Source organism: Plantactinospora veratri, assembly GCF_036421995.1.
Lineage (GTDB): Bacteria > Actinomycetota > Actinomycetes > Mycobacteriales > Micromonosporaceae > Plantactinospora > Plantactinospora veratri.
Genome location: NZ_JAZGQL010000015.1, coordinates 65128 through 86424, shown reverse-complemented (window position 1 = coordinate 86424; position 21297 = coordinate 65128). Strand labels below are relative to the sequence as shown.

Annotated in this window: 20 protein-coding genes, 1 tRNA gene and 1 pseudogene; 10 read left to right on the top strand and 12 right to left on the bottom strand. The window is 69.7% G+C overall.

Translation table 11 applies throughout. The features are described from left to right. Positions 1-118: 118 nt before the first annotated feature. From V1634_RS20670 to trpS, 4 genes are all read right to left on the bottom strand, one after another. The gene (locus V1634_RS20670) at positions 119-565 is read right to left on the bottom strand and encodes a hypothetical protein (RefSeq protein ID WP_331209533.1); all 447 of its coding nucleotides are present in this window, start codon (positions 563-565) and stop codon (positions 119-121) included. 116 nt (positions 566-681) lie between these two features. Then, positions 682-1593: a YihY/virulence factor BrkB family protein gene (locus V1634_RS20665; RefSeq protein ID WP_407951817.1), complete on the bottom strand. Its 912-nt coding sequence runs from the start codon at positions 1591-1593 to the stop codon at positions 682-684. 115 nt (positions 1594-1708) lie between these two features. After that, positions 1709-2224: a 2'-5' RNA ligase family protein gene (locus V1634_RS20660; protein ID WP_331209532.1), complete on the bottom strand. Its 516-nt coding sequence runs from the start codon at positions 2222-2224 to the stop codon at positions 1709-1711. Positions 2225-2357: 133 nt separating this feature from the next. Next, complete coding sequence (gene trpS, locus V1634_RS20655; RefSeq protein WP_331209531.1) at positions 2358-3383, bottom strand: tryptophan--tRNA ligase; 1026 nt, start codon at positions 3381-3383, stop codon at positions 2358-2360. Positions 3384-3611: 228 nt separating this feature from the next. Here trpS and V1634_RS20650 point away from each other — a divergent pair, with 228 nt between their 5' ends. Together V1634_RS20650 and V1634_RS20645 are read left to right on the top strand one after the other, a co-directional pair. Next, on the top strand, positions 3612-4343 hold the full coding sequence (locus V1634_RS20650) for an RNA polymerase sigma factor (RefSeq protein WP_331209530.1): 732 nt from the start codon (positions 3612-3614) through the stop codon (positions 4341-4343). Then, on the top strand, positions 4336-5604 hold the full coding sequence (locus V1634_RS20645; RefSeq protein ID WP_331209529.1) for a sialidase family protein: 1269 nt from the start codon (positions 4336-4338) through the stop codon (positions 5602-5604). The genes V1634_RS20650 and V1634_RS20645 overlap by 8 nt, the downstream gene beginning before the upstream one ends. A 163-nt stretch (positions 5605-5767) precedes the next feature. Here the strand turns inward: V1634_RS20645 and V1634_RS20640 are convergent. Next, positions 5768-6793 (bottom strand): annotated as a pseudogene (locus V1634_RS20640) (hemolysin family protein); the annotation flags it as partial. A gap of 220 nt (positions 6794-7013) precedes the next feature. Here V1634_RS20640 and galE point away from each other — a divergent pair. Both galE and galK read left to right on the top strand, forming a co-directional pair. Continuing rightward, entirely contained in the window at positions 7014-8003 is a 990-nt protein-coding gene (gene galE, locus V1634_RS20635; protein WP_331209547.1) for a UDP-glucose 4-epimerase GalE, read from the top strand. Next, positions 8000-9220 carry a galactokinase gene (gene galK / locus V1634_RS20630; RefSeq protein ID WP_331209528.1) on the top strand — a complete coding sequence of 407 codons (1221 nt, stop codon included), beginning with the start codon at positions 8000-8002 and terminating at the stop codon, positions 9218-9220. The genes galE and galK overlap by 4 nt, the downstream gene beginning before the upstream one ends. Positions 9221-9265: 45 nt before the next feature. Here galK and V1634_RS20625 read toward each other — a convergent pair whose 3' ends face one another. The 4 genes from V1634_RS20625 to V1634_RS20610 form a co-directional block, all read right to left on the bottom strand. Then, on the bottom strand, positions 9266-11011 hold the full coding sequence (locus tag V1634_RS20625) for a formylglycine-generating enzyme family protein (RefSeq protein WP_331209527.1): 1746 nt from the start codon (positions 11009-11011) through the stop codon (positions 9266-9268). 50 nt (positions 11012-11061) lie between these two features. Next, positions 11062-11134, bottom strand: a tRNA-Arg gene (locus V1634_RS20620). A gap of 105 nt (positions 11135-11239) precedes the next feature. Next, positions 11240-12145, bottom strand: a complete 906-nt coding sequence (locus V1634_RS20615; RefSeq protein WP_331209526.1) for an arylamine N-acetyltransferase family protein — start codon at positions 12143-12145, stop codon at positions 11240-11242. A gap of 226 nt (positions 12146-12371) precedes the next feature. Continuing rightward, positions 12372-12986 carry a hypothetical protein gene (locus tag V1634_RS20610; protein ID WP_331209525.1) on the bottom strand — a complete coding sequence of 205 codons (615 nt, stop codon included), beginning with the start codon at positions 12984-12986 and terminating at the stop codon, positions 12372-12374. A 175-nt stretch (positions 12987-13161) separates the two neighbouring features. On the opposite strand from V1634_RS20610, the gene V1634_RS20605 reads away from it, so the two are divergent. The 3 genes from V1634_RS20605 (at position 13162) to V1634_RS35485 (ending at position 15907) form a co-directional block, all read left to right on the top strand. Beyond that, the gene (locus V1634_RS20605; RefSeq protein WP_331209546.1) at positions 13162-14016 is read left to right on the top strand and encodes a helix-turn-helix domain-containing protein; all 855 of its coding nucleotides are present in this window, start codon (positions 13162-13164) and stop codon (positions 14014-14016) included. A gap of 16 nt (positions 14017-14032) precedes the next feature. Continuing rightward, positions 14033-14245: a DUF397 domain-containing protein gene (locus V1634_RS20600; protein WP_331209524.1), complete on the top strand. Its 213-nt coding sequence runs from the start codon at positions 14033-14035 to the stop codon at positions 14243-14245. 249 nt (positions 14246-14494) lie between these two features. Then, a complete protein-coding gene (locus tag V1634_RS35485) occupies positions 14495-15907 on the top strand; it encodes a protein NO VEIN domain-containing protein (RefSeq protein ID WP_407951816.1) in 1413 nt (470 codons plus the stop codon). Positions 15908-16040: 133 nt separating this feature from the next. Here the strand turns inward: V1634_RS35485 and V1634_RS20595 are convergent, their stop codons facing one another. From V1634_RS20595 to V1634_RS20585, 3 genes are read right to left on the bottom strand one after another with little or no spacing between them, the layout of a single operon-like run. After that, positions 16041-16634, bottom strand: a complete 594-nt coding sequence (locus V1634_RS20595) for a hypothetical protein (protein WP_331209523.1) — start codon at positions 16632-16634, stop codon at positions 16041-16043. Next, positions 16631-18463, bottom strand: coding sequence for a M91 family zinc metallopeptidase (locus V1634_RS20590; RefSeq protein ID WP_331209522.1), 1833 nt, complete (start codon positions 18461-18463; stop codon positions 16631-16633). The genes V1634_RS20595 and V1634_RS20590 overlap by 4 nt, the downstream gene beginning before the upstream one ends. 15 nt (positions 18464-18478) lie before the next feature. Beyond that, positions 18479-18808, bottom strand: coding sequence for a hypothetical protein (locus tag V1634_RS20585; RefSeq protein WP_331209521.1), 330 nt, complete (start codon positions 18806-18808; stop codon positions 18479-18481). A gap of 131 nt (positions 18809-18939) precedes the next feature. Between V1634_RS20585 and V1634_RS20580 the strand changes: the two genes are divergently transcribed. Genes V1634_RS20580 through V1634_RS20570 form a run of 3 tightly spaced genes read left to right on the top strand, consistent with a single transcriptional unit; the run spans position 18940 to position 21296 of the window. Then, entirely contained in the window at positions 18940-19434 is a 495-nt protein-coding gene (locus tag V1634_RS20580) for a hypothetical protein (protein WP_331209520.1), read from the top strand. 21 nt (positions 19435-19455) lie between these two features. Next, complete coding sequence (locus tag V1634_RS20575) at positions 19456-20568, top strand: hypothetical protein (protein WP_331209519.1); 1113 nt, start codon at positions 19456-19458, stop codon at positions 20566-20568. Continuing rightward, positions 20565-21296, top strand: coding sequence for a C2 domain-containing protein (locus V1634_RS20570; protein WP_331209518.1), 732 nt, complete (start codon positions 20565-20567; stop codon positions 21294-21296). Before V1634_RS20575 ends, V1634_RS20570 begins: the two co-directional genes overlap by 4 nt. Position 21297: the final 1 nt, after the last annotated feature.

The following is a 21297-nucleotide window of genomic DNA, read 5'->3' as shown; positions in this document are numbered from 1 at the left end:
AGCACCGGTGCGTTCCGGCCCGGCCATCCGTTCGCCCGCCGGCAGAGCGGTCAGCGGGCAGACCGATCAGCGGGCGGGAGAGCAATCAGCGGGCACAGCGATCAGGGGGCAGAGCGGATCAGGGGGCAGAGCGGGTGAGCAGGGCGGCGATCCGGGCGATACCGGCGCGTACCTCGGTGGGGTCCGGAGGTTGCCGGGGGTGCGCCTGGACCCGGGTACTCTCGCCGATCACCTCCTCCTCGCCGAGATCCTCGTAGTCGCCGTAGATGCTGGTGTCGTCGAGGTCCGCCGCCTCGTCCTCGGCCTCGACCGCGATCTGCGCGGCGGCGATCTCGGCCCGGATCTCCTCGGCGGAGACCCGGGGCAGCAGCGGCTCGACCACCGCCATCAGCTCCTCGTCGGCCACCACCGACTCGGCCAGCGCCAGCGCGTGGGGCCGCTCGTACGGGCCGCAGACCACCGGTTCCCACTCCGCGTCGTCGTCCAGCGGCCCGAAGGTGATGATCCAGGGCAGGGCGAGGATCGGCGAGTCATCCGGCAGGTCCAACGTCACTAGTGCGCCCACGGGACTCATCATCGCGGTGATCGCCGTACGGTTAGTGGCTTTTGCCCGAATCACAGCTCAGGTCACTTTCCCCGCGGCCGATCACGCTCGGCTGCCGCCGGCCCCACCGACCATCCTCACCCGGCCGCAGTCGGCGGCTGCGGCCGGGCCGGATCGGGCACCTCCGGCGCCCCGGTCAGGTCCTGGACCTTCCCCTGCCGACTCGTCGCCGCGACCGCCGCACCGAAGAGCAGCAACTGGTTGAGCAGATAGAGATAGATCAGCAGACCGACCGCGCCGGCCACCACCGTGTACGCCGGATTGCGCTCCCAGCGCACCACGTAGTACCGGCCGACCGAGTTCAGCAACGTCACGCCCAGCGCGACAAGCAGCACCGGGGGCAGCCACCGCCGGAAACTCATCCGCAGTCGGGGTACGGCGAGCAGCAGCGCCGAGGCGAGCAGCATGTTGATCAGGAACGCCAGGAACCAGCTACAGATGGTGAGCCCGATCGAACGCGCCCCCAGCAGCCAGCTCAGCAGTGACTCCAGCGCGTCCACCGCACCGATCGAGAGCCCGAGCAACACGAAGATCACCAGCAGTACGGCCAGGTCGACGAGCTGGCGCAGCACGATGTAGCCCGGGTGTTGGGCCAGCCCGTGGATCAACCGTTGCGAGGAACGGATCGACTCCACCCAGCCGATCCCGGTGACCGCCAACAGGATCAACCCGATGATCCCCGGGCGGCTGCTGCTCTGCCGGATCTGCTCGGGATCGACGAACGGCAGGTTCCGCTTGATGAACCCGACGATCACCTCGCCGCTCTCCGCGCTGTCCCCGAGCAGCGCGCCGAGCACCGCGTACGCCACCAGGCCGAGGGCGAAGACCGCGAAGAAGCCGTAGTAGGCGATCGCGGCCGCGAGCCGGGGGCCGAGCACGTCGGTGTAGCGGCCCACCGCCCGGGCGAGGTGGTCGAACGACGGCGACCGTCGACGGTACGCCGTCAGTCGGGCGTCGACGCGCAGCACCGCCCGCTCGAACGCGTTCACGCCGCCATCCTTGTCCATCGCCAGCCGGCGCGGGGCCCGCTCGACCCGCCACGCCGGCACCTCGACACCGAACCGACTCCCGACCGCCGGACCGGACTCAGCCGCCGGACCGGACTCAGCCGCCGAGCGGGAAGTCCCGGCGCGGCTGCCAGCGGGCGTCGCCGCTGTGTGAGAAGAGGGTGAACTTCTCGACCTTGAACAGCGCGGAAAAGTCGGCCAGGTCCTCGTAGACCTGGTCCAGCGCCTCCGGCGCGACGTCCTGGGCGACCGTCACGTGCGGATGGTAGGGAAAACGGCTCTCCCGGCGCAGCTCGGGCGCCCGGCCGATCGCCGCCGCGAGCAGCTCGCACTCGCTGATCCCGGCCGCCACTACCACGAAGACCACCTCGGTGATCGGCCGGAAGGTGCCGGTGCCGCGCAGGTGCAGCAGGTACGGCCGGTGCCTGGCCGCCACCTCGGTCAGGTGCCGCTCCACCTCCGGCAGGCTCGCCAGGGGTACGTCGGTCGGCCCGAGCAGCGTCAGATGCGCCGGCACGTACGCGGCCTGCGGGTCACCCGCCTCCGCCCGCCGCCGGGTGAGGAACTCGCACCACGGCTCCGGCACATCGACGGCGACTCCGATCCGGGTCATCGGAGTTCCCGGATCCTGCGATCCGTCCGTGACAACCACACTCCGCTCCACTCACCCGCCGGCCGGCAGCGCGCCGCCCGGCGACCACGTCCCGGACCCGGCGGTCTGACTCCCGCCGGGACCTCCGGCGGGCTCAGCCGTTCCGCGTACCGGGCACGAACCCCACCCGGTCGTACGCCTCGCGCAGCGTGACCGAGGCGACCGCGCGGGCCTTCTCGGCACCGATCGCCAGCAGCTTGTCGAGCTGCGCCGGGTCGTCGAGGTAGCCCTGGGTGCGCTGCTGGATCGGCCGGACGAACTCCGTCACCACCTCGGCCAGGTCCTTCTTCAGGTCCCCGTAGCCCTTACCCGCGTACGCCTCGACCAGCTCGTCGACGCTCCGGTCGGTCAACGCGGAATAGACGACCAGCAGGTTGGAGACCCCCGGCTTCCGCTCCGGGTCGAAGAGGATGTCCCGCCCGGTGTCGGTCACCGCCGACCTGATCTTCTTGGCCGACTTCGCCGGGTCGTCGAGCAACATGATGATCCCGGCCGGCGACGAGGAGGACTTCGACATCTTCGCCGTCGGGTCCTGGAGGTCGGTGATCTTCGCGGTCTCCCGGACGATGTACGGCGCCGGCACGGTGAAGGTCTTCCCGAACCGGGTGTTGAACCGCTGCGCCAGATCGCGGGTCAGTTCCAGGTGCTGCCGCTGGTCCTCGCCGACCGGCACCGCGTCGGCCTGGTAGAGCAGGATGTCGGCGGCCTGAAGGATCGGGTAGGTGAAGAGCCCGACGCTGGACCGGTCGGCGCCCTGCTTGACCGACTTGTCCTTGAACTGGGTCATCCGGCTCGCCTCGCCGAACCCGGTGATGCAGCTCAGCACCCAGGCGAGCTGGGCGTGCTCCGGCACCTGGGACTGGACGAAGAGGGTGGTCCGCTCCGGGTCCAGCCCGACCGCGAAGAGCTGCGCCGCCGCGACCCGGGTGGAGTGCCGCAGCGCCACCGGGTCGTGCCCGGCGGTGATCGCGTGCAGGTCGACCACGCTGTAGAAGGTGTCGTGCGTCTCCTGCATCGCCACCCAGTTGCGTACCGCACCCAGGTAGTTGCCCACGTGGAACGAGTCGGCCGTCGGCTGGATCCCGGAGAGCACCCGGGGCCGGGCAGGAGCGTCGGACATGCCGGCAATTCTGACAGCAACCGTGGGAGCGTGTCCGCACGCCCCCGTGCCAATCCGCCCCGGCCACCTCGTCCGGCCCCGCACGCTGCCGAACGGGGCCCGGGGGTGGCCACGGAAAACCGGGGAACCTGGCGTGGCGCTGCGGACTCGTACCCTGAAACCGGAGTCGGTCGGCGGCTCCGCCGCCACTCGGGTAGCGGCGTACCGCCCGGCCGGGAGGGACAGCGCTTGGCACGGGATCGGGGCGGACGCTCCGCCGGCGGCGGGCAGGGCGCGGTGGACGAGGCGATGGGCGAGCTGTACCACGCCTGCTACCGGCGGCTGGTCGCGCAGGTCTACGCGTTCACCACGGACCTGACCGAGGCGCAGGACGTGGTGCAGGAGGCGTTCGCCCGGGCGATCGCCCGGCCGCACGGGCTGGCCGGCGTCGACAACCCCGAGGCGTGGCTGCGTACGGTCGCGGTCAACGTCGTACGGCGGCGCTGGCGGCGGCGCCAGGTGCTGGACACCATCCTGCTGCGGGACCGTCCGGTGACCCGACTGGTCGAGGCCGCTCCCGGACCCGAGCGGACCGACCTGCGGGAGGCCCTGGCCGGCCTGCCGGTCAGCTATCGGGAGGTGATCGTGCTGCACTACTTCGCCGACCTGCCGGTCGAGGAGATCTCGTCCGTGCTCGGGGTACCTACCGGCACGGTGAAGTCCCGGCTGTCCCGGGGGCGTACGGCGCTCGCCGCCCGACTCGGCGACTACCAGGGCACCGGCGGACCCGCCCCGGCGCCGGGATCGGGATCGGACCCGGCATCGGCATCGCGGGGCCGACCGGACCTGCCGGCCGACGGCACCGACCGGCGCGCCGAACGCGCGAACCGGCCGGTGGGTCGGCCGGATGCGATGGCCGCCAGGACGGGAACCACCGGCCCGGGTACGACCGGCGGTGCGACGGGGGTGAGAGATGCCTGACCGAGACCTCTCCGGCCCGGACCTCGACACCCGGCTGGCACGCGGCCGGGCGGCGCTGCTGGACAGCATCGACCAGCCGCCGCTGGCCCGGATCCGGGACCGCGCGGCGACCCGGCGTCGCCGCCGGCACGCGACCGGCGCGGCCGGTGGCGCCGCCCTGCTCGGCCTGGCGGTCGTGGCGACCGTGGCGCTCCAGCCGTGGACGCCCGACGGCACCCCGCCGGCACCACCGCCGGTGGCCGACGCACCGCCCGGCGGCCCGGTCTACACCGGGGCCGGGATCACGATCAACGGGCTCACCGCCTCCGCCGTCACACACGTGCCGGGGACGATCGGCGACGTCGAGTTCGTCGACCCCGACCACGGCTATCTGCTGGCTCGCTGCGGGGCCGCCGAGCCCTGCCCGGCCAACCTGGCCCGCACCACCGACGGCGGCGCGAGCTGGCAGTACAGCGAACTGCCGGCCAGCAGTACCGGGCAGCGGGACCTGGAGCTGGCGGCCTTCCCCGACGGGCGGCTGCTGGTCAGCCACCCCGGTGGGGCGTACGCCTCGACGGACGAGGGCCGAAGCTGGCGGGAGGTCGGCACCGGGAACGGGGCCGGCCAGGTCCCGGCGGCCCGGGGCGACCTGCTCCGGGCCGGGCCGGGCGGCGGACGGTGCGACCTCGACGTGGAGGTGTGGCGGCCGGAGCGGAGCCGGGCCGGTGTCCCGGCGAGCCAACCCGGTCTCGACGTCTGCTGGGTGGCGCCGGCGGCCGGCGCCGACGGGGCCTGGTGGGTGGGCGGCTTCCGGGACGGTCGCGCCGCGGTCGCGATGACCCGGGACCGGGGCGCCAACTGGCGCACCGTCGACCTGCCCGGCGCCACCCCTGCGGCCGGTACGGTCGAGGTGGCCAGCCTGGGCAGCCAGGCGTACGCGGCGGTGCTCGGCACCGACCGGACCCTGCTGGCCCTCTACCACTCCGCCGACGGTGGCGAGACCTTCACCCGGAGCCGGGCCGGCGGGTCGGGTGGGCCGGCCGGGCTCGCCGGTGCGCTGGTGCCGCTGCTGGACGGCCGGCTGCTGGTGACCGGCACCGACCGGCAGCTCTATCTGAGCGCCGACGACGGGGTGACCTTCCAGCGGGCCGGCGGGAGCCTGCCGCCGCTCGCCCGGCTGGAGCGGACCGTCGCCGGCTACGTCGCCTACGACCTCTTCGGTACCGGCTGGGCGGCCTACTCGGCCGACGGTGCCACCTGGCGCAAACTCCAGATCATCTGACCGGCCCCGGTCCTGGCACCACCGTGGTCGCGAATCAGCGGAGATCGGCCGAGCCGGGCGAGGACTCGGCGGCGTCCCCGGTCTCCCCCTCGTCGCGCCCCTCGCGGTGCCCCTCGCCGTGCCCCTCCCGGTGCCCGTCGGTGCGCGCGGCCGGCACGCTGGCCCGCTGCTGCTCCGGAAGCCGGGCCACCGAGATGCCGACCCTGGCCACCCGGCGGCCCTCGACCGCCAGCACCCGCAGCAGCCAGCCGTCCGGGTCGGAGCCGGATTCCTGGTCGTCACCGTTGCGGTGCCCGCCCGCCGAGCGGCCCGAACCACCGCCGTTGCCGGACCCACCGGCTTCGGCCACGCCCGGCACCGGTACCTCGTCACCGCAGACCGGCAGTCGGCCGAGGGCGGCCATCACGAACCCGCCGACCGTCTCGTACGGGCCGGATGGCAGGGCGAAGCCGACCCGTTCGGCGAAGTCGGCGAGGTTGAGCCGGCCGTCCACCTCGGTCGGCCCGCCGGTCGGCACCGGGTCGGGCGCGCTGTCGTACTCGTCGTGGATCTCGCCGACCAGCTCCTCGATCAGGTCCTCCAGGGTGACGATCCCGGCCGTGCCGCCGTACTCGTCGACCACGACCGCGAGGTGGTGGCGCTCGCGGCGCATCTCGGTCAGCGCCGCCAGTACCCGCTTGCTGCCGGGGATCTTCTTCACCTCCCGGGTCAGGTCCCCGATCGTGGTGCAGACGTCGTCGTCCGGGCGGAGCAGTACGTCGCGCAGGTGCACGAAGCCGACCACGTCGTCGGAGGTGCCGTCGACCACCGGATACCGGGTGTGGGTCTCGACCCGGACGAGTTGGGCCGCCTCCTTCAGGGGCAGTCCGGCGGCCAGGAAGACCACCTCGGTCCGGGGCATCATCACCTCCCGGACCAGGCTGGCGCCGGCCACGAGTACCTCGTCGATGATCCGCCGTTCGACCGGGTCGAGCCGGGTGTTCGCGGCGACCAGGTCCCGGAGTTCCGCCTCGCTGATCTGCTCCCGACCCGCCGTCGGGCTGGCCCCGAGCAGCGCGGTGACCAGTCGGGTCGAGCCGTCCGCCGCCCGTACGATGATCCGGGCCAGGGCTCGCGCGAGTGGACCCGGTTGCCGTTGAGGACGCCCCGGCGATCGTCGCCGGGGCCCGGTACTGCCGCCGTCCCGCATGCCAAGGATGGTAGACACCGGAGGTGCCCGATGTGGGCACCTCCGGGCCCGCGTCATCCCACCGACCGATGTTCGACTCTGTGCAGAATTGGCAGAACATGGTGGAATGCTGAGGGCCTCGGCGTCGAACGCGAACCTGCACGGCAGTAAACAGAACCCGCACGGCGGCACCGACGAGTCGGCGCTGCTCCGGCCGTACCGAAGCAGAAAGGGCACAGGCGTGAAACTGCTCGTCACCGGAGGTGCCGGTTACGTCGGCAGCGTCGTCACCCGGCTGCTGCTGGACGCCGGACACGACGTGGTGGTCCTCGACGACCTGCGTACCGGGCACGCCGAGGCACTGGCCCCGGAGGCCACCTTCGTCCGGGCCGACATCGCCGACGTGTCCCGGGTGCTCACCCCCGACGCCGGCTTCGACGGGGTGCTGCACTTCGCCGCCCTGATCGCGGCCGGGGAGTCGATGGTCAGGCCGGAGCTCTACTGGCAGGTCAACACGGTCGGCTCACTGGCGCTGCTCGACGCCGCCCGGCTCGCCGGGGTACCCCGGTTCGTCTTCTCCTCCACCGCCGCCGTCTACGGCAACCCGACCGAGACGCCGATCAAGGAGACCAGCACCCCGCTGCCGACCAGCACGTACGGCGCCACCAAGCTCGCCGTCGACCTGGCGCTCACCTCGATGGCCACCGCGCACGGGCTGGCTGCGGTCTCGCTGCGCTACTTCAACGTCGCCGGCGCCTACCTGCGGAACGGGGTGGCGCTCGGTGAGCGGCACGAGCCGGAGACGCACCTGATCCCGATCGCCCTCCAGGTGGCCGCCGGCCGCCGCGACAAGCTGCAACTCTTCGGCGACGACTATCCGACCGAGGACGGCACCTGCGTCCGGGACTACATCCACGTCGAGGACCTGGCCCGGGCACACCTGCTCGCCCTCGATGCCGCCAAGGCCGGCGCGCACCAGGTCTTCAACCTCGGCAACGGCTGCGGCTTCTCCAACCGTCAGGTGGTGGAGGCGGTCCGCGAGGTGACCGGGCATCCGGTACCGGTCGAGACCGCACCGCGCCGCCCCGGCGACCCGGCCGCGCTGGTCGCCTCCGCCGAGCGGGCCCGGGCCGACCTCGGCTGGACCCCGGCCAAGCCGGCCCTGCCGGAGATCGTCGCCGACGCCTGGACGTTCTACCGGGAGCAGCTCCTCGGCGGAGCGGCGTCGTGACCGGCCGCCCCGACACCGGCCACCGCCCCGCCGCGACCAACCACCCGGGCCGGCCGGTCGGGCCGGTCACCGAACGCGCCACCGCCGGCTTCTCCACCGAGTACGGCGGCGAACGCCCCGCCGGAGTGTGGGCGGCGCCCGGTCGGGTCAACCTGATCGGCGAACACACCGACTACAACGACGGCTTCGTGCTGCCGTTCGCGTTGCCGCAGCGCACCGTCGTCGCGGCAGCACCGGAGCAGGGGCGCCGTTGGACGGTCTGGTCCGAGCAGGCCGGTGAGCGGATCTCGTTCGGCCGGGCCGACGCCGCCGAACCGGGCCGGGTGACCGGCTGGGCGGCGTACGTCGCCGGGGTCGTCTGGGCGCTGCGCGAGGCCGGGTACGACGTACCGGTGGCCCGGCTCGCCATCGCCTCCGACGTGCCGCTGGGGGCCGGACTCTCCTCCTCGGCGGCGCTGGAGTCCGCCGTACTCACCGCCCTGGCCGACCTCGGCGAACTCGACCTGCCGCTGGACGACCGGCCGGCGCTGGCGCAGCGGGCCGAGAACGACTACGCCGGGATGCCGTGCGGGATCATGGACCAGTCCGCGTCCCTGCGCTGCCGGCCCGGCCACGCGCTCTTCCTGGACTGCCGGACGCTCGCCGTCGAGCAGGTGCCGTTCGACCTCGACGCCGCCGGGCTCGCCATCCTGGTCGTCGACAGCAACGCGCCGCACCGGCACGTCGGCGGCGAGTACGCCGCCCGCCGCGCCGCCTGCGAGTCCGCCGCCGCCGCGCTGGGCGTGCCGGCGTTGCGGGACGTGACCGTCGACCGGCTCGACGCCGCGCTGGCCCGGCTCGACGACGAGACGGTACGCCGCCGGGTCCGGCACGTGGTTACCGAGAACCAGCGGGTACGCCAGGCCGTCGAACTGCTCCGCGCCGGCCGGCTCGCCGAGATCGGGCCGCTGCTGACCGCCTCGCACGCCTCGATGCGGGACGACTTCGAGATCACCGTCCCGGAGGTGGACACCGCGGTCGAGGCGGCCCTGACCGCCGGGGCGTACGGGGCCCGGATGACCGGGGGCGGGTTCGGCGGCTGCGTACTCGCCCTGGTCGACGCGGCGGCCGCCGAGACGGTGGCGTTGGCGGTCGCCGAGGCGTACGCCGGACGTGGTTTCCGCGCCCCGTCCAGCTTCACCGTCACCCCGGGGGCCGGAGCCGAACGGATCGACTGACGGTGCGCGGGACTCCCACCGCGCGACGCCCCTGGCGGCGGGTGGTCACGGCGACTTCCGAGGTGCCGGCGGCTTCCGGGGCACCGGCGGCTTCTGCCGGCCGACGCGATAGGCGCGCAACGCCTCCCAGCGAACCGCTTCGTCCCGCTCCCGGTAGGCGACGAGTCTGACGCCGACGCAGCTCGGCCGGTCGCCCCGGTCGCGCGGCGAGAGGTGGCGGAACAGCTGTCCGGTGACTCCGTCCGGCGGGCTCAGGTAGGAACCGCCGGCGAGCCGGAAGGCGCCTTCGAAACGCCGGTCGGTCTCGAACCGCTCGTGCGGCAGCTCACGGACGAGTTCGTGTACTCCCCCGCAGCAGTCGTAGACGCCGGCCGGTGATCGGCCGGCGACGTACGTACCGACCGGGCTGAGCCGGCTGTCCGGGGTGAACTTGAGGTTGGCGTGCAACGGCGTCGGCGGGTCGAGACCCCAGGGGTACGGCTGGGAAACGCAGCCGGCAAGCGTGATCCACTCGGCGACCGTGGGAACGTCCCAGCGCCAGTCGTCACGTTCGGGCGGGCGGGGCAGCGAGCCGAGCAGGTTGCTCAGCTCCCGCCACATTCCGGCGAACGCGGACCCGTCGGACCGTTCCTGGGTGAGGACGTAGGGCGTGGCCGGGCCGGCGCCACCTGGTCGGCGCAGGATGGCGTCGACCTCGCCGACCGTCAGCGGGAAACGCATCGCCTGGAAGGGATAGGGGCAGACGGCGCTGGCGGCGAAGCTGACCAGGTCGGGGTCGAAGACCCCGGGAGCGGCGACCGCGCCGAGCCGGCCGAGCAGGATGCGTACCCGCTTCAACGTCGCCGGGTTGGCGCCGCGTTCTCTGAGCAGGCCGTCGTGTTGCTGGAGAACATCGCGGATGTGTCGCAACGTCGCCGGGTCGTCGCGGGCGATCTGCATCAGGAAGGTGACGCTCGGATAGAGCCGCTTATGGTCCTCACCGCACTGACTGATCGCCTCGCTGATCAGGGTGTGGGTCAGCTCGGGCTCGGGTTGGCCGGCGCTGGAACTCAGGTGGTTGTCGAACAACCACTGCCACGTCGCGGCGAGACGCGGTATGGCCGCCGGTTCCGTACGCAGGATCGTGTCGGTCTCCCGCAGTAGCCAGCGCTGTAGGCCCAGGCCACCGTCGTGCAGAATCGAGTCGATCAGCATGACGGTCCAGAACCGGGCGACGCTGTCCACGGGTACGTCGCGGGGCCGGTGTGCGGTGCGTACCTCGACATCGATCTCCGGCAGCGAGCGTCCGAGGAATTCGTCGAGCGGCGCCAGAGCCGGGAAGACCTCTCCGGCCGGCCTGCCCCGGAGCAAGCCCTCGGACACGCCCCGCCGTTCGAGGTAGGGCATCCAGGCCGTGGCGGCGATGCGGACGTGCGCGACCCGCCGATGCTCTGGTCTGTCGTCCGGGCCGGCACCCGACGGGCGTATCCGGACCGGCGAGGCGGCCGGGACCGGCGGCCCGACCGCGGCCGGCGGCCCGACCGCGGCCGGCGGCCCGACCGTGCCCGGCATCTCGGGCCGGTCAGGCGCGGGCAGGGCGGCGGTGCCGGCAGGCGCCGGGGACGCCGCGGCGACAAGCCCGTCTCTGGTCAGGACCAGGGTGAGAACCGCAGCTCCGAGGCTCGCGACACCCGCCAGCCAACTCGCCACCTCCAGGCTCTGCACCCCGAAGAACGTGGCGGCGAGGGCCAGACCCGCGACGACGACGAAGCCGGTGGCCCAGTAGACCGCCTTCCGTCGCCGCACCGTCACCAAAACACCGCCTGCGAACCGGACGACAGCTGTCGTCGACCGACCTGCCGTGCCCTCGGGAGTGACTCGAACACCCGCCTGCGGCTCCGAGGGCCGCCGCTCTATCCCCTGAGCTACGAGGGCCGTACGGAACCCGGGCGGGTTCCACTGTCGATGGTAACGGCGGCGCTCCACCTCGGACCCGACCCGAGAACCGCACGAACGGACCGGACCGCGGGGACACACCTCTCAGGATCGGCGCTCACGTTCCCATGCGGCATGATCGGCCTCGATCCGCTGCCACACCGCCCGCAGCCGCTCCTCCGGTACGTCGTCGAGCGGCAGTCGGAACACCTCGCGCAGCAGGGCGCGCCATTCGGCGTACCCGGAAAGCTGCCGGACCGTCGCGGAGCCGGCCACCGGCCGCTCGGAGAGCATCCGGCCACGGATGATCCGGGCACCGGTCGGGGTCCGGTGCTGCACCGTCACCACCCGCACCATTCCGGACGTCGGCGAGGTGGAGATCTCGACGTGCTTGGCCAGCAGGTCGGTCGGCCCGGTCGCGGTGGTCGGAAAGTCCATCCCGACGAACGCGCCGCCGGGCTCGTGGTCGAACCGCCAGCCACCCGGCACCGAGTCCGACGGCCGCAACCGGAACCGGTCGTCCGGACCGAACGCCCCGGCGACCAGAGGCACCGGGTCGAGCGGCCCGTCGCCCAGTCCGGTGTCCAGCCACCAGCCCTGACCGTCGAGGACGGTGGTCAGCGCGAGATGGTTGCCGCTGTCCCCGGCCGGGTCGCCGGGCTGGCCCTGCACGCCGGCCCGATGCCAGGTCACCGGATAGCCGAGGGTGGTCAGCAGCGTGGAGAAGGCCCCGTTGAGCTGGTAGCAGTAGCCGCCACGCCCCGCCACCAGGCAGCCGGCCGCCTCGACCGGGTCCATCCCCCGGGTTTCCCCCAGCGCGATCCAGACCGTCTCGTACGGCACCCGCTCGACGTGCGCGGCATGCAGGCGGTGCAGTTGCGCCACCGACGGCCGCTCCGCCCGCTCGGCCGTCGGGTCGAGACCCAGCCGGCGCAGGTAGGCGGTGGCGACCTCGTCGTCGAGCGCCGGTGGCCGCCAGAGATTTATTTTGGTCGAGGTGGAGCCGATCACCGCGTGAGCTTAGCCAGGGGCACCGACAAACTTGTTGGCTCCTCAGGTGATGACGAATCGGCTGGGTTCGCGCAGTACCTCGGCTGCGGCCGGCAGATCGCCCAGCCGGCTGGCCAGGACGGCGAGGGCGAGCCGTGCGGGTAGGCGGCCCGGGAAACACCGGTGGAGTGCCGGCATGGACAGACCCGGGGGTACGGCGGAAGCGTCCCGCCCCGGGGCGGGAGGCTCACCGATCCTCCGTCCGATCGCAGTAGCTGGCCGAACCGGTCGGCTTTTCGATGCTCCAACACGAGCCGCCGAGGACACTGTCCCAGTGGCAGCCGGGATGGTCGGCGGCCCGGACGCAGACCTCGCCGTCGGGCCCGGGTCGGCCGCAGGTGACCGGCTCGCTGTGGTTCCACTGGTCGGCTCGACTCAGCAGGGCTGGGTGTGCGGTCAGCTCGGGCCGGAGCAGGAGCAGCGCTTCGGTGTAGACGGCTGCTTTGCTGCGGGCGGTGAGCAGGTCGTGGGCCGGGAAGGTGACGTGCAGGGTGTAGCGGCGGCGCGGCTCGGTGGTCCGGCTGAGGGAACGCAGCCGCAGGTTGGGGCCGGTCTCGCGGGCGGCGTGGAGTCGGCGGTGGGCGTCGGGGTCGGTCGGTAGGTCCGGCGGGGTGGGTGGGTGGAGAGCGTGGGCGAGGGCCGCACGGACGGCCTCGGAGACGTCGGCCCGGTCGAGGACCGCGAAGAGTTCGGCGTACGGATCGGACTCTGCACTGTGGGCGGCCGGGTCGGGCTGAGGCTCCTCAGGTGGGGTTCGCTCGCGACGCGACCGGTCCCAGTGCGGCGAACTGTTCTGCGTCACGTAGACCTCCAAGCGTTGATCGTCGTCGGTGAACGGTGCGCTACAGAGAGCATGGACGCTTGAGTCGTTAGTTGCAACGTCGTAAGTAAAAAAATGTTGTCATCTATTCATGCGCAGCGTTGACAGCACTGATGCTCAACAACGACGATCGTTGAGGCTTCAGGGAGGTGAGGTAGTGGCTCCGATTCCGAGCCCGACGATCCGAGCGCGCCGGCTGCGACGAGAGCTTCGACGACTGCGGGAGGCAGCCGGCCTGACCGCCGAGAGCGTTGCGGCAGAACTCGGTTGGCACAGGTCGAAGATGATCCGAGTCGAACTCGGGCACTCGCGGATCACCCAGCAAAACGTCCAGGACCTGCTACGGATATACCAGGCATCCACCGAGGACACGGAGGCGTTGAGCGCTCTCGCCCGTCAGGCCCGCCTGAAGGGCTGGTGGAACGCGTACGGCGACGTCCTGCCCGACGACTACGTCGGCTTCGAGGCCGAGGCTTCCTCGATCAGCACCTTCGAAAGCCTGTACGTGCCAGGGCTGTTGCAGACCGAGGAGTACGCCCGCGCGATCGTCCTCGCCGGCCGGAGCACTGCCGATCCTGATGAGGTCGACCGACGGATCGCGGCGCGGAGTGCCCGCAAGGCTCTGCTGTCCCGGGACGCACCACCGAAACTCTGGATCGTCCTGGACGAGGCGGCGGTCCGACGCGTGGTCGGTGGTCCGGACGTGATGCGAGCGCAGGTCGCTCGGCTCATCGAGGCGTGCGCGCGACCGACGATCGAGATCCAGATTCTGCCGTTCACCGCTGGAGCGCATGCCGCCATGGGCGGCCCGTTCACCATCCTGGACTACGACGACCCAGTGCTCGACCCGACGATCGTCTACGTCGACAACGACGCGACGACCGCGCTACTCGAAGAGGAGGAGCAGGTGGCACGACATAGACTCATGTTCGACCACCTGCGCGCGAAGGCGCTCGACCCGGACAAGACCTGTGACTTCCTCGCCGGGGTGGCGGACGGATACCCGAGCTAGCACTGCGGAGAACCAGATGAGCGACACCACCGTCCCGGGCCGGGCCACCTGGCGGAAGAGCAGCCGCAGCAGCGCCAGTGGCTCAAACTGTGTCGAGGCCGCTGACCTAGGTCACTTGGTCGGCGTACGTGACTCGAAGGATCGGCGAGGCTCCGTGCTGTCATTCACGCACTACGCTTGGCGCAACTTCTGCCGCAACATTCCTGCCTCAGGTTGCGAGTCCGACTGAGCGGCTAGCCTGAGCGAGGCCGAGCCATCCCGTATGACTGGCATCACCAGCGCACGTACCCGTACTCACCTCCAATTGACGATCTTCTCCACCGTGGACAAGCTGGCTGGGATCAATAGCTAATACGGAGAGCCAAAGGGTAGCGCCTTCCGGCCATTAGGATGATTGAGACAAAGATCCGGGCAACTTAGGCTTTGACGTGCCGTCATCAGGCGTCCCGTCCGCCAAGCCGAGGTTAGTGGTGATCAAATGAAAGCCCAAGGCGGAGATCAACGGCGTCAAATCGACACAACTTCACGACTACGAATGAGCGAGGCACAACTATTCGATGAATTGAATGCACTGGAGCTTTGCGGCACGGAACATTTGAGCAGCCGCCACAAGCCCTTAACACTGTTGTGGATGATCGGGAGGATCGCTGACGGACGGCGGCGGTTGGTTAGCTGGCGAGAATTCCGAGAGAGGATGCCTTCCCTCCTGAAGCGGTATGGGCGCCCTCTACCAGATCCAGACCTGCGCTACCCCTTCTGGGACCTTAGGACGAGCCCCTTATGGGAAATAGTGGGGATTGAGGAGAATCTGAGTTGGCCCTACACCCCGAGTATCAGGACGTTTGATTCAAAGAACCCGTCGGCCGGCTTTATATCCGCCGCCGCAACCTTACTTAGCAGTGTGCCGGTTCGGGATCGAGCGATTAAGACGCTGACCGCCCGATTCTTCACTGAAGACCAATCAGATGCATTAATGAAAGATTTCGGGCTAACCTCTACTACCCTGACTGCCCGATCGATCGACTCCAGGCCCCACGATCAGAGCCTGGCAAACGATCAGTGCCTACAGGTCGGCGAACGCAACGAGGGGTTCCGTGCGCAATCCGCGCGTATGCAAGACGCCGATACTTCCTTCGTTTCGGCGGCCCTGGACTCCCCGTCACAAGGACCGACCAGCCAAGGTCGAACGTCGGCGGAGGATAGCTCTGCGAGGGCTGGAAATGTACCAAGTACCACCGATCAGATGCCTATCCGAGACAACGTCTACAGCAGTGCCGCCATAGTCACTGCCCGGGCAAATCGTACTCAAGGGCGACGGCAGGACGCGGTTGCCAATCGCGCCGTTGAGCTCCATGCGGAGAACCTAGCTGAGCGGTATTTTGAAGAGCGGGGATGGACCGTCGAAAGAGTCGGGCGCCTGCGGCTGGGCTTCGACCTGCTATGTCGTCACCCCGCCCAAGGAGTTCTTCATGTTGAGGTGAAGGGAACGCAGACTCGTGGCGAGGAGGTAATTCTCACGCCAAACGAGGTCCACCACAATCTAGACCTCGAACACTGCGATGCAGACCATGCCCTCTACGTGGTTGCCGATATCCAATTGTTGGGACCTGGAGACATTGAATGCACTGGAGGGCGCGAGTACTGCTTCTGGCCATGGCATATCAATGGATCGACCCTAACCCCGACGCAATATCTATATAAGTTGCCCGTCACCCAGAGAGCGAAGGGCGAGCATGCGACGCGCGGCAGACAGCCAGAGTCCGTGACATCAATAATCGATGGTTTCGTTTCTCGGCGCGAGACACTGAAGCCTTCCAATGGAGAGCGAGTTGAGTTCTGTCCCGCTTGTGGGATTGCTCCTTCCAATCTCGGTCGTTGTCGATGCTCTTGAGGAACATCAGGGGTTAGGGCTTTGCCTATCCCGGCGTTACCATCAGATCGCGCGTCCGGGCTCTGGCGCCGCCGCTCTCCGCAGCCGTCCGGCCGCAACCTGTGCACCACCCGTCCGCCGAGCGGGGCGCCGATCACAGCATCGCGGGCGGCGAACAGAAGAGATGCTGTGGCCCGTTCAGCGGATACTTCCCGCGACCGTCGGCGCCGGGTTTCGGCGCGGCGGCCTCACTCTGGAGTACGGCGCCGAGGCAGAAGACCACTTCCCGCACCGGCTCCGGGAGCTTGAACCTGCTGGAGTAGGGCCGGTTGGCGCGCAGCGGCAGGTGGACCGAGAACTCCTCGCTGACTTCCTCGCCGGGTGGGACGACCACGCCCTCGATGGTGCCGATCGCTTCGACGTTCAACCCGGGTGGGATGGCGAAGGTGCGCTTGGCCACCTCGACCGTGTCATCCTTCCGGACGGTCACGTACACGTCCTCGGGATGCGATGCGGCGTCGTCCTCCACCCCGACGTAGGCGACGATCGGTTCCGTTCCCTGGTTGCGCAGTGTGTAGCGGATGTCAAGGGCCGCCGCCCGAGGGGCGACCTCCGCGTCGAAGCTAGCCGACGGCTTGACGCCGGTCGGGGTCCACTCCGGCTCGAAATCCTCGTACGGCTCCGCGCAGCCAGCCAGGATGACGAGGGCAAGCGCCGCGCCGCCGACGAGAAGCAACCTCTTGATCATGAATAGGAAGTCCTCTTCGGCTGGCCCAGCTCGTCCCGGAAGGCATTTTCGGTGTAACTGTAGGGGTGGTCGGGGTCGATCTGGCCGGGTGTGTTCGGGTCGTCGTCCTCGTCGATCGGCAGGCCGACTGCCTGCCGCTCGTCATTCTCGACCCCGACATCGTCCGGCCCCTCATGGTCACCGGAGGCGGAGGTGTCGTTCCCGAAGTCGTAGACGTGCGCAAACTCGTGGAAGAGGCCCACGACCGGCGGGCGCTCGTTCGACGCCCCCGTCGACAGCCGCTCCGGGTTGTAGCCGACCTTGTAGTCCTCGCCCAGAACCCAGTTCGTGGTGTACGAGGCGTTGTTGGCACCATCTTCGCGGATGACGAGCGGGTTGCCCTGGTACGCGATGTCGCCGAGCACCGGCCAGTCGGCGGCGATCGCGGCCGAGTCGTTGCGGATGTCGTCGAGCTCGGCGAGTATCTGCTGCCCGATCGGGGAGGCGCGCATCATGTCGAGGTCGGCGCGGACCCGCTCCTGGAACTCGGCCGGCCCGTCGATCTTGATGTACTGCGCCGCGTCGCTCACCTCGATCCGCACGTCCTGGCGTACCCCGGTGACCTGGTCCTCGTCCTGCCGGTAGGCGGTGTCGGCGCCACCGCCACCCGCGACCGTGTCGCGACCGTGGCCGGCGTAGAGCACGTCGTCGCCGGAGCCGCCGTCGAGCCGGTCGTTGTCCCGGCCGCCGGAGACGATGTCCCGGCCCGCACCGCCGTGCACGGTGTCATCGCCGGTCGCGCCTTCGAGGTAGTCCGCACCCTCGCCTCCGGAGACGTTGTCGTTGCCGGAGAGTCCGTAGACGACGTCGTCGCCCCGCCCGCCGGCCAGCAGGTCGTCGCCGCCCTGACCATCGGTGTAGTCCCGGCCGGAGCCGGTCGAGGCGTAGTCGTTCCCGGCGCCGCCGTACACCTTGTCGTCACCGTGCAGGCCGATGATCCGCTCGTTGCCGTCTCCGCCGCGCAGCATGTCGTTGCCCTCGCCGCCGAGCAGGGTGATGCTCAGATTCGCGCCCTTGGGCACCTCGACTGTGTCGTTGCCCTCCCCGGCGCGGATCGTCACCGGCGTGCCCTCGGGGTAGCGATACGTGACGCCGTTGACCTCGACGACCACCTGCCCGGTCGCCGGGTCGCGGGTCACCTTGACGTTGTCGTTGCCCGGACCGGTGTTGACCACGGCCTGGCCGTCGACCATCAGCACCGAGACGCCGGTCGCCTCCGCCGGCAGCATGAACGGGTCCGCCGTACCGGCGGAGACGCCGTCCCACTGCGTCGAGATGGCGTCCCATTCCGGTGCGGAGAAGCCGCTCAGCTTTCCCTTCAGGGCGTCGTCAAGCTCCTTGCGCAGGTTGCTGGCCCGGTTGGTTGCCTCGCTGACCTGGGTGGCCTGTGCCGGCTGGTTCCACCGGAAGACGATCTGACCACCCGCCTGCCAGCTCGGCACGGCGCCCATAATCTGCTCGCGTTCGCCGTCGAGCGCATTCTGATACCACCGCAGCAGCTCGGCCACGCCCTCCAGCGCCGAGGCAAGCCGGTCGGCCTGGCTGCCCATCGTGTCGAGGCTGCCGAACACCTTGGACTGGTGCTGGCCGAACGAGTCGCGAGCCGTCCCCGCCCAGTCCGAGCCGAGCAACTTCCGGCTGTCCGCGTCGAGGTCGTCGCCGACCGCGACGCTCGCCTTGCCGAAGCGCCGCCACGCCGACGCGGCACTGTCGATCCGGCCCGGGTTGGCCTGGAGGTCCCAGAGCGCGGCGTCGACCCGGATCTCCCGATCCTCCGGCGGGATGCCCATCGACGAGTCCTCTCCCTAGATCGGGATGTTGCGATGATCGCGGCGATGTCGCTCGGCGGCTCGCTCGTCGGACTGCCGATAGGCGAAGGCGACCTGGAGCAGGCTCTCGTTGTCGACCTCCAGCACGCCGATGACGCGCTCGACGGCCGTACCGGCGCTGCCTGCCATGGTGTTGTAGGCGTCGTTGAGCTGGCCGGCCGGGCTGACCCGCCCGAAGTCAGCCGGCGAGAGCACGGCGTCGGCGCGCACCGCGCGCAGCGCGGACGCGAGTTCGGTGGAATTGTCCAGATAGGACTGCGCGACCCTGACGATCTCCACCGGATCGGCACGCACCTCGTCCCCCATGCCCGTCCACGCTACCGCTGGGCTGCCAGCAGGGTTATCCACAGGTTCCCGACTGCAGGGTGACGAGATGGTTGCGCTTCGTGCTATAACCTCCGAGTCAATTTCACCTGATAATCGGGGGTATCGGGATCATGGAGACAACCGAGCCGGGGTGGCGGCCGGAGTATCGCGGCGATGACGCCAGCGTGGGCAACGTCGGCTCGGGTAAAGAACTCGGCGCCCACCTCTACTACCTCTACCGGGCTGGCCGCAACGAGCTGCCGCGGATCGCCAGGACCTACGCCGACGTGACCGTGCTGGTGCACCAGACGGCCGGGGCGATGGAAGGGCAGTTCGACCTGCCTGGCCGAGGGATCGGCCCGGCCCAGCAACGCCTGCTGGAGTTGCGCGCCGAGGTACAGGACGTGTTGCGGCTGACCTCGCTGCGGATGTCGGAGGTCGGCGCCGCGCTGGTGACGATCGCCGACCGGTACGCGGCCACGGACGAGGCGGCGGCGGAAGAGTTCGCCCGGCTCCTCGGCAACAACGCGTCGGACTACCAGCACCGCGCCCTCGCCCCGCCCGACCCCCCGGCCCCCGGAGAACCGCCGCTGGTACGCCACATCCCTCGCAACATCGTTGACTGACCTGGCCAGACGGGAGACGCCATGGTCGACACCTCGATTCCCTTCGACTACCGCCAGATGCACCAGTACCTCAACGAGATCGGCACCTACCTGGCCGAGCTGCACTACATCGACCAGGTGTTCGCGTACATGGAAGACAAGGAGTCCAGTTCGTTCGACGTCTTCCTTGAGGTAGCCGCCCTCGGAACATCCCAAGGTTCGTGGATCAAGGTCGACTTCACCGGGACTGTCTCGTTCAGCCGGACGTGGCGCGTGCCGGAGCCGTTCCCACCACGCCTGATCTGGCAGGATTCGTTGGAAGAGGAAATCCAGCAGCAGGTCAAGGACTACAAGGCAAAGGCGTCCGGCTGGGCGTCGGACAACATGGACTCGATCCGGGCGATGGTCAAGCCACTGGCCCATCCGACCGGATCCGTCTATTTCAACGACATCATCCAGCCGGTACGGGACGCACTGGCCCGGCTCGAGGACTTCGTACCCCACGACTTCGGCAAGCTGCGGTACAGCCTCGGCCACTGGTCCGGTGAGGCGGCCGAGGATTTCGCCACGAACTTCTACGACCCGTTCGAGCGCACCCTGGCAAGCCATCACCGGATGCTCGCCTCGCTCGTCGCCGGCCTGGAGGCCGCGCACACCACCGTCGAGCTCAGCCAGCAGAGCCTGATGAACGTGCTGCACGCCACCCGCGAAGCGCTCCTGGAACAGTTGCACCGACGGCCCGCGCAGGCGGCAGCGCAGCAGCAGGAGCAGTCCACCAAGCACGCCATGGTCATTGTCAGCGCGTTCGTCCCCATGGCCAAAGGCCGGGACCTCTGGGCCAACAGCCTCGACATGGCCAGCGCCGGCAGCTCCGCACTGACAAGCGGAGCAGCCCCAAACCCCATGGATCGACATGCCCTGACCGGAGGCACCGCCGAGGAGCTCGTACAGGCCCTGGCCGAGGTCATCAAGGTCATCAATGACAACTCGGAAGAGCAGTACGAGGAGCTTAATGGGCAAGTGAAGGGCGTCCTCGCTCGGATGGAATCCATTCGGGACACAGCAGACGGGGAAGACGGGCGACTGGTGCCTCGACAGCCCCGGCTGCTCGACGGCACCAACAGCAGGGACTTCCATCTACCGCGGGCTCGATGAACGGAGTTGTCGGCATGCAGGTACGTCGTCGGAATCGCTATCCAATCGTTCGACGCGGAACAGTGCTGGCCGCTGTTGTCACCCTCGTCATCGGCGGGTGCGACTCCGACCCGAAGCCAACCGAGACCCCCGAGCCACGCGTGACGTACGGGCAGGCGACGCCGGACATGTGCGAACGCATGAAGCTGGCGGAGGTCGCTACACGATTCGGCCTGAAACTCCGCTCCTCGGACGATCCGACAGTACGGTTCGATCCTCGGGGCAACAACGTCTACCTGAGCTGCGCCATCAGAGCCTTCGACGACAGTGAACGATTCCGTACCGAGGTCGGGGAGTTTGATCCGGCCGGCACCGTCAGGCTGCGGACGTACCCGAAACAGGAGGATGCCGAGAAAGCCCACGAGGCCGAGGTGATCTCGCTGCGGAAGTTCGCGGAATCCAAGCCGGAGATATCGACACAGGATGTCAGCGGCTGGTGGGACGAAGGAGTCTACTTTCAGACGGTGGTTCCGATCGAGCCGAAGCAGTATCCCCGAGCCAAGAACCTTGACGCCGCCGGGGTAGAGGTTCTGTACGAGCTACGCCACGGCAACCTGCGCGTCACCACCCGCATCGACAACCGGGCAGCAACCCCAGAAATCGAGCAGGTCCTCGCCTTCCTCCGTGACTTCGCCCAGGCGTTCACCAAGGAGGCGGTTTCCCACCTCTCCCGGACCGGACCAAGCTGAT

What these genes read in the sequence shown, in the direction of transcription:
- V1634_RS20575 (WP_331209519.1), top strand. Translation starts at nt 19,456, where the DNA reads ATGGTCGACACCTCGATTCCCTTCGACTACCGCCAGATGCACCAGTAC.
- V1634_RS20660 (WP_331209532.1), bottom strand. Translation starts at nt 2,224, where the DNA reads ATGACCCGGATCGGAGTCGCCGTCGATGTGCCGGAGCCGTGGTGCGAG.
- V1634_RS20570 (WP_331209518.1), top strand. Translation starts at nt 20,565, where the DNA reads ATGAACGGAGTTGTCGGCATGCAGGTACGTCGTCGGAATCGCTATCCA.
- V1634_RS35485 (WP_407951816.1), top strand. Translation starts at nt 14,495, where the DNA reads ATGAAAGCCCAAGGCGGAGATCAACGGCGTCAAATCGACACAACTTCA.
- V1634_RS20645 (WP_331209529.1), top strand. Translation starts at nt 4,336, where the DNA reads ATGCCTGACCGAGACCTCTCCGGCCCGGACCTCGACACCCGGCTGGCA.
- V1634_RS20600 (WP_331209524.1), top strand. Translation starts at nt 14,033, where the DNA reads ATGAGCGACACCACCGTCCCGGGCCGGGCCACCTGGCGGAAGAGCAGC.
- V1634_RS20595 (WP_331209523.1), bottom strand. Translation starts at nt 16,634, where the DNA reads ATGATCAAGAGGTTGCTTCTCGTCGGCGGCGCGGCGCTTGCCCTCGTC.
- V1634_RS20590 (WP_331209522.1), bottom strand. Translation starts at nt 18,463, where the DNA reads ATGGGCATCCCGCCGGAGGATCGGGAGATCCGGGTCGACGCCGCGCTC.
- trpS (WP_331209531.1), bottom strand. Translation starts at nt 3,383, where the DNA reads ATGTCCGACGCTCCTGCCCGGCCCCGGGTGCTCTCCGGGATCCAGCCG.
- V1634_RS20580 (WP_331209520.1), top strand. Translation starts at nt 18,940, where the DNA reads ATGGAGACAACCGAGCCGGGGTGGCGGCCGGAGTATCGCGGCGATGAC.
- V1634_RS20585 (WP_331209521.1), bottom strand. Translation starts at nt 18,808, where the DNA reads ATGGGGGACGAGGTGCGTGCCGATCCGGTGGAGATCGTCAGGGTCGCG.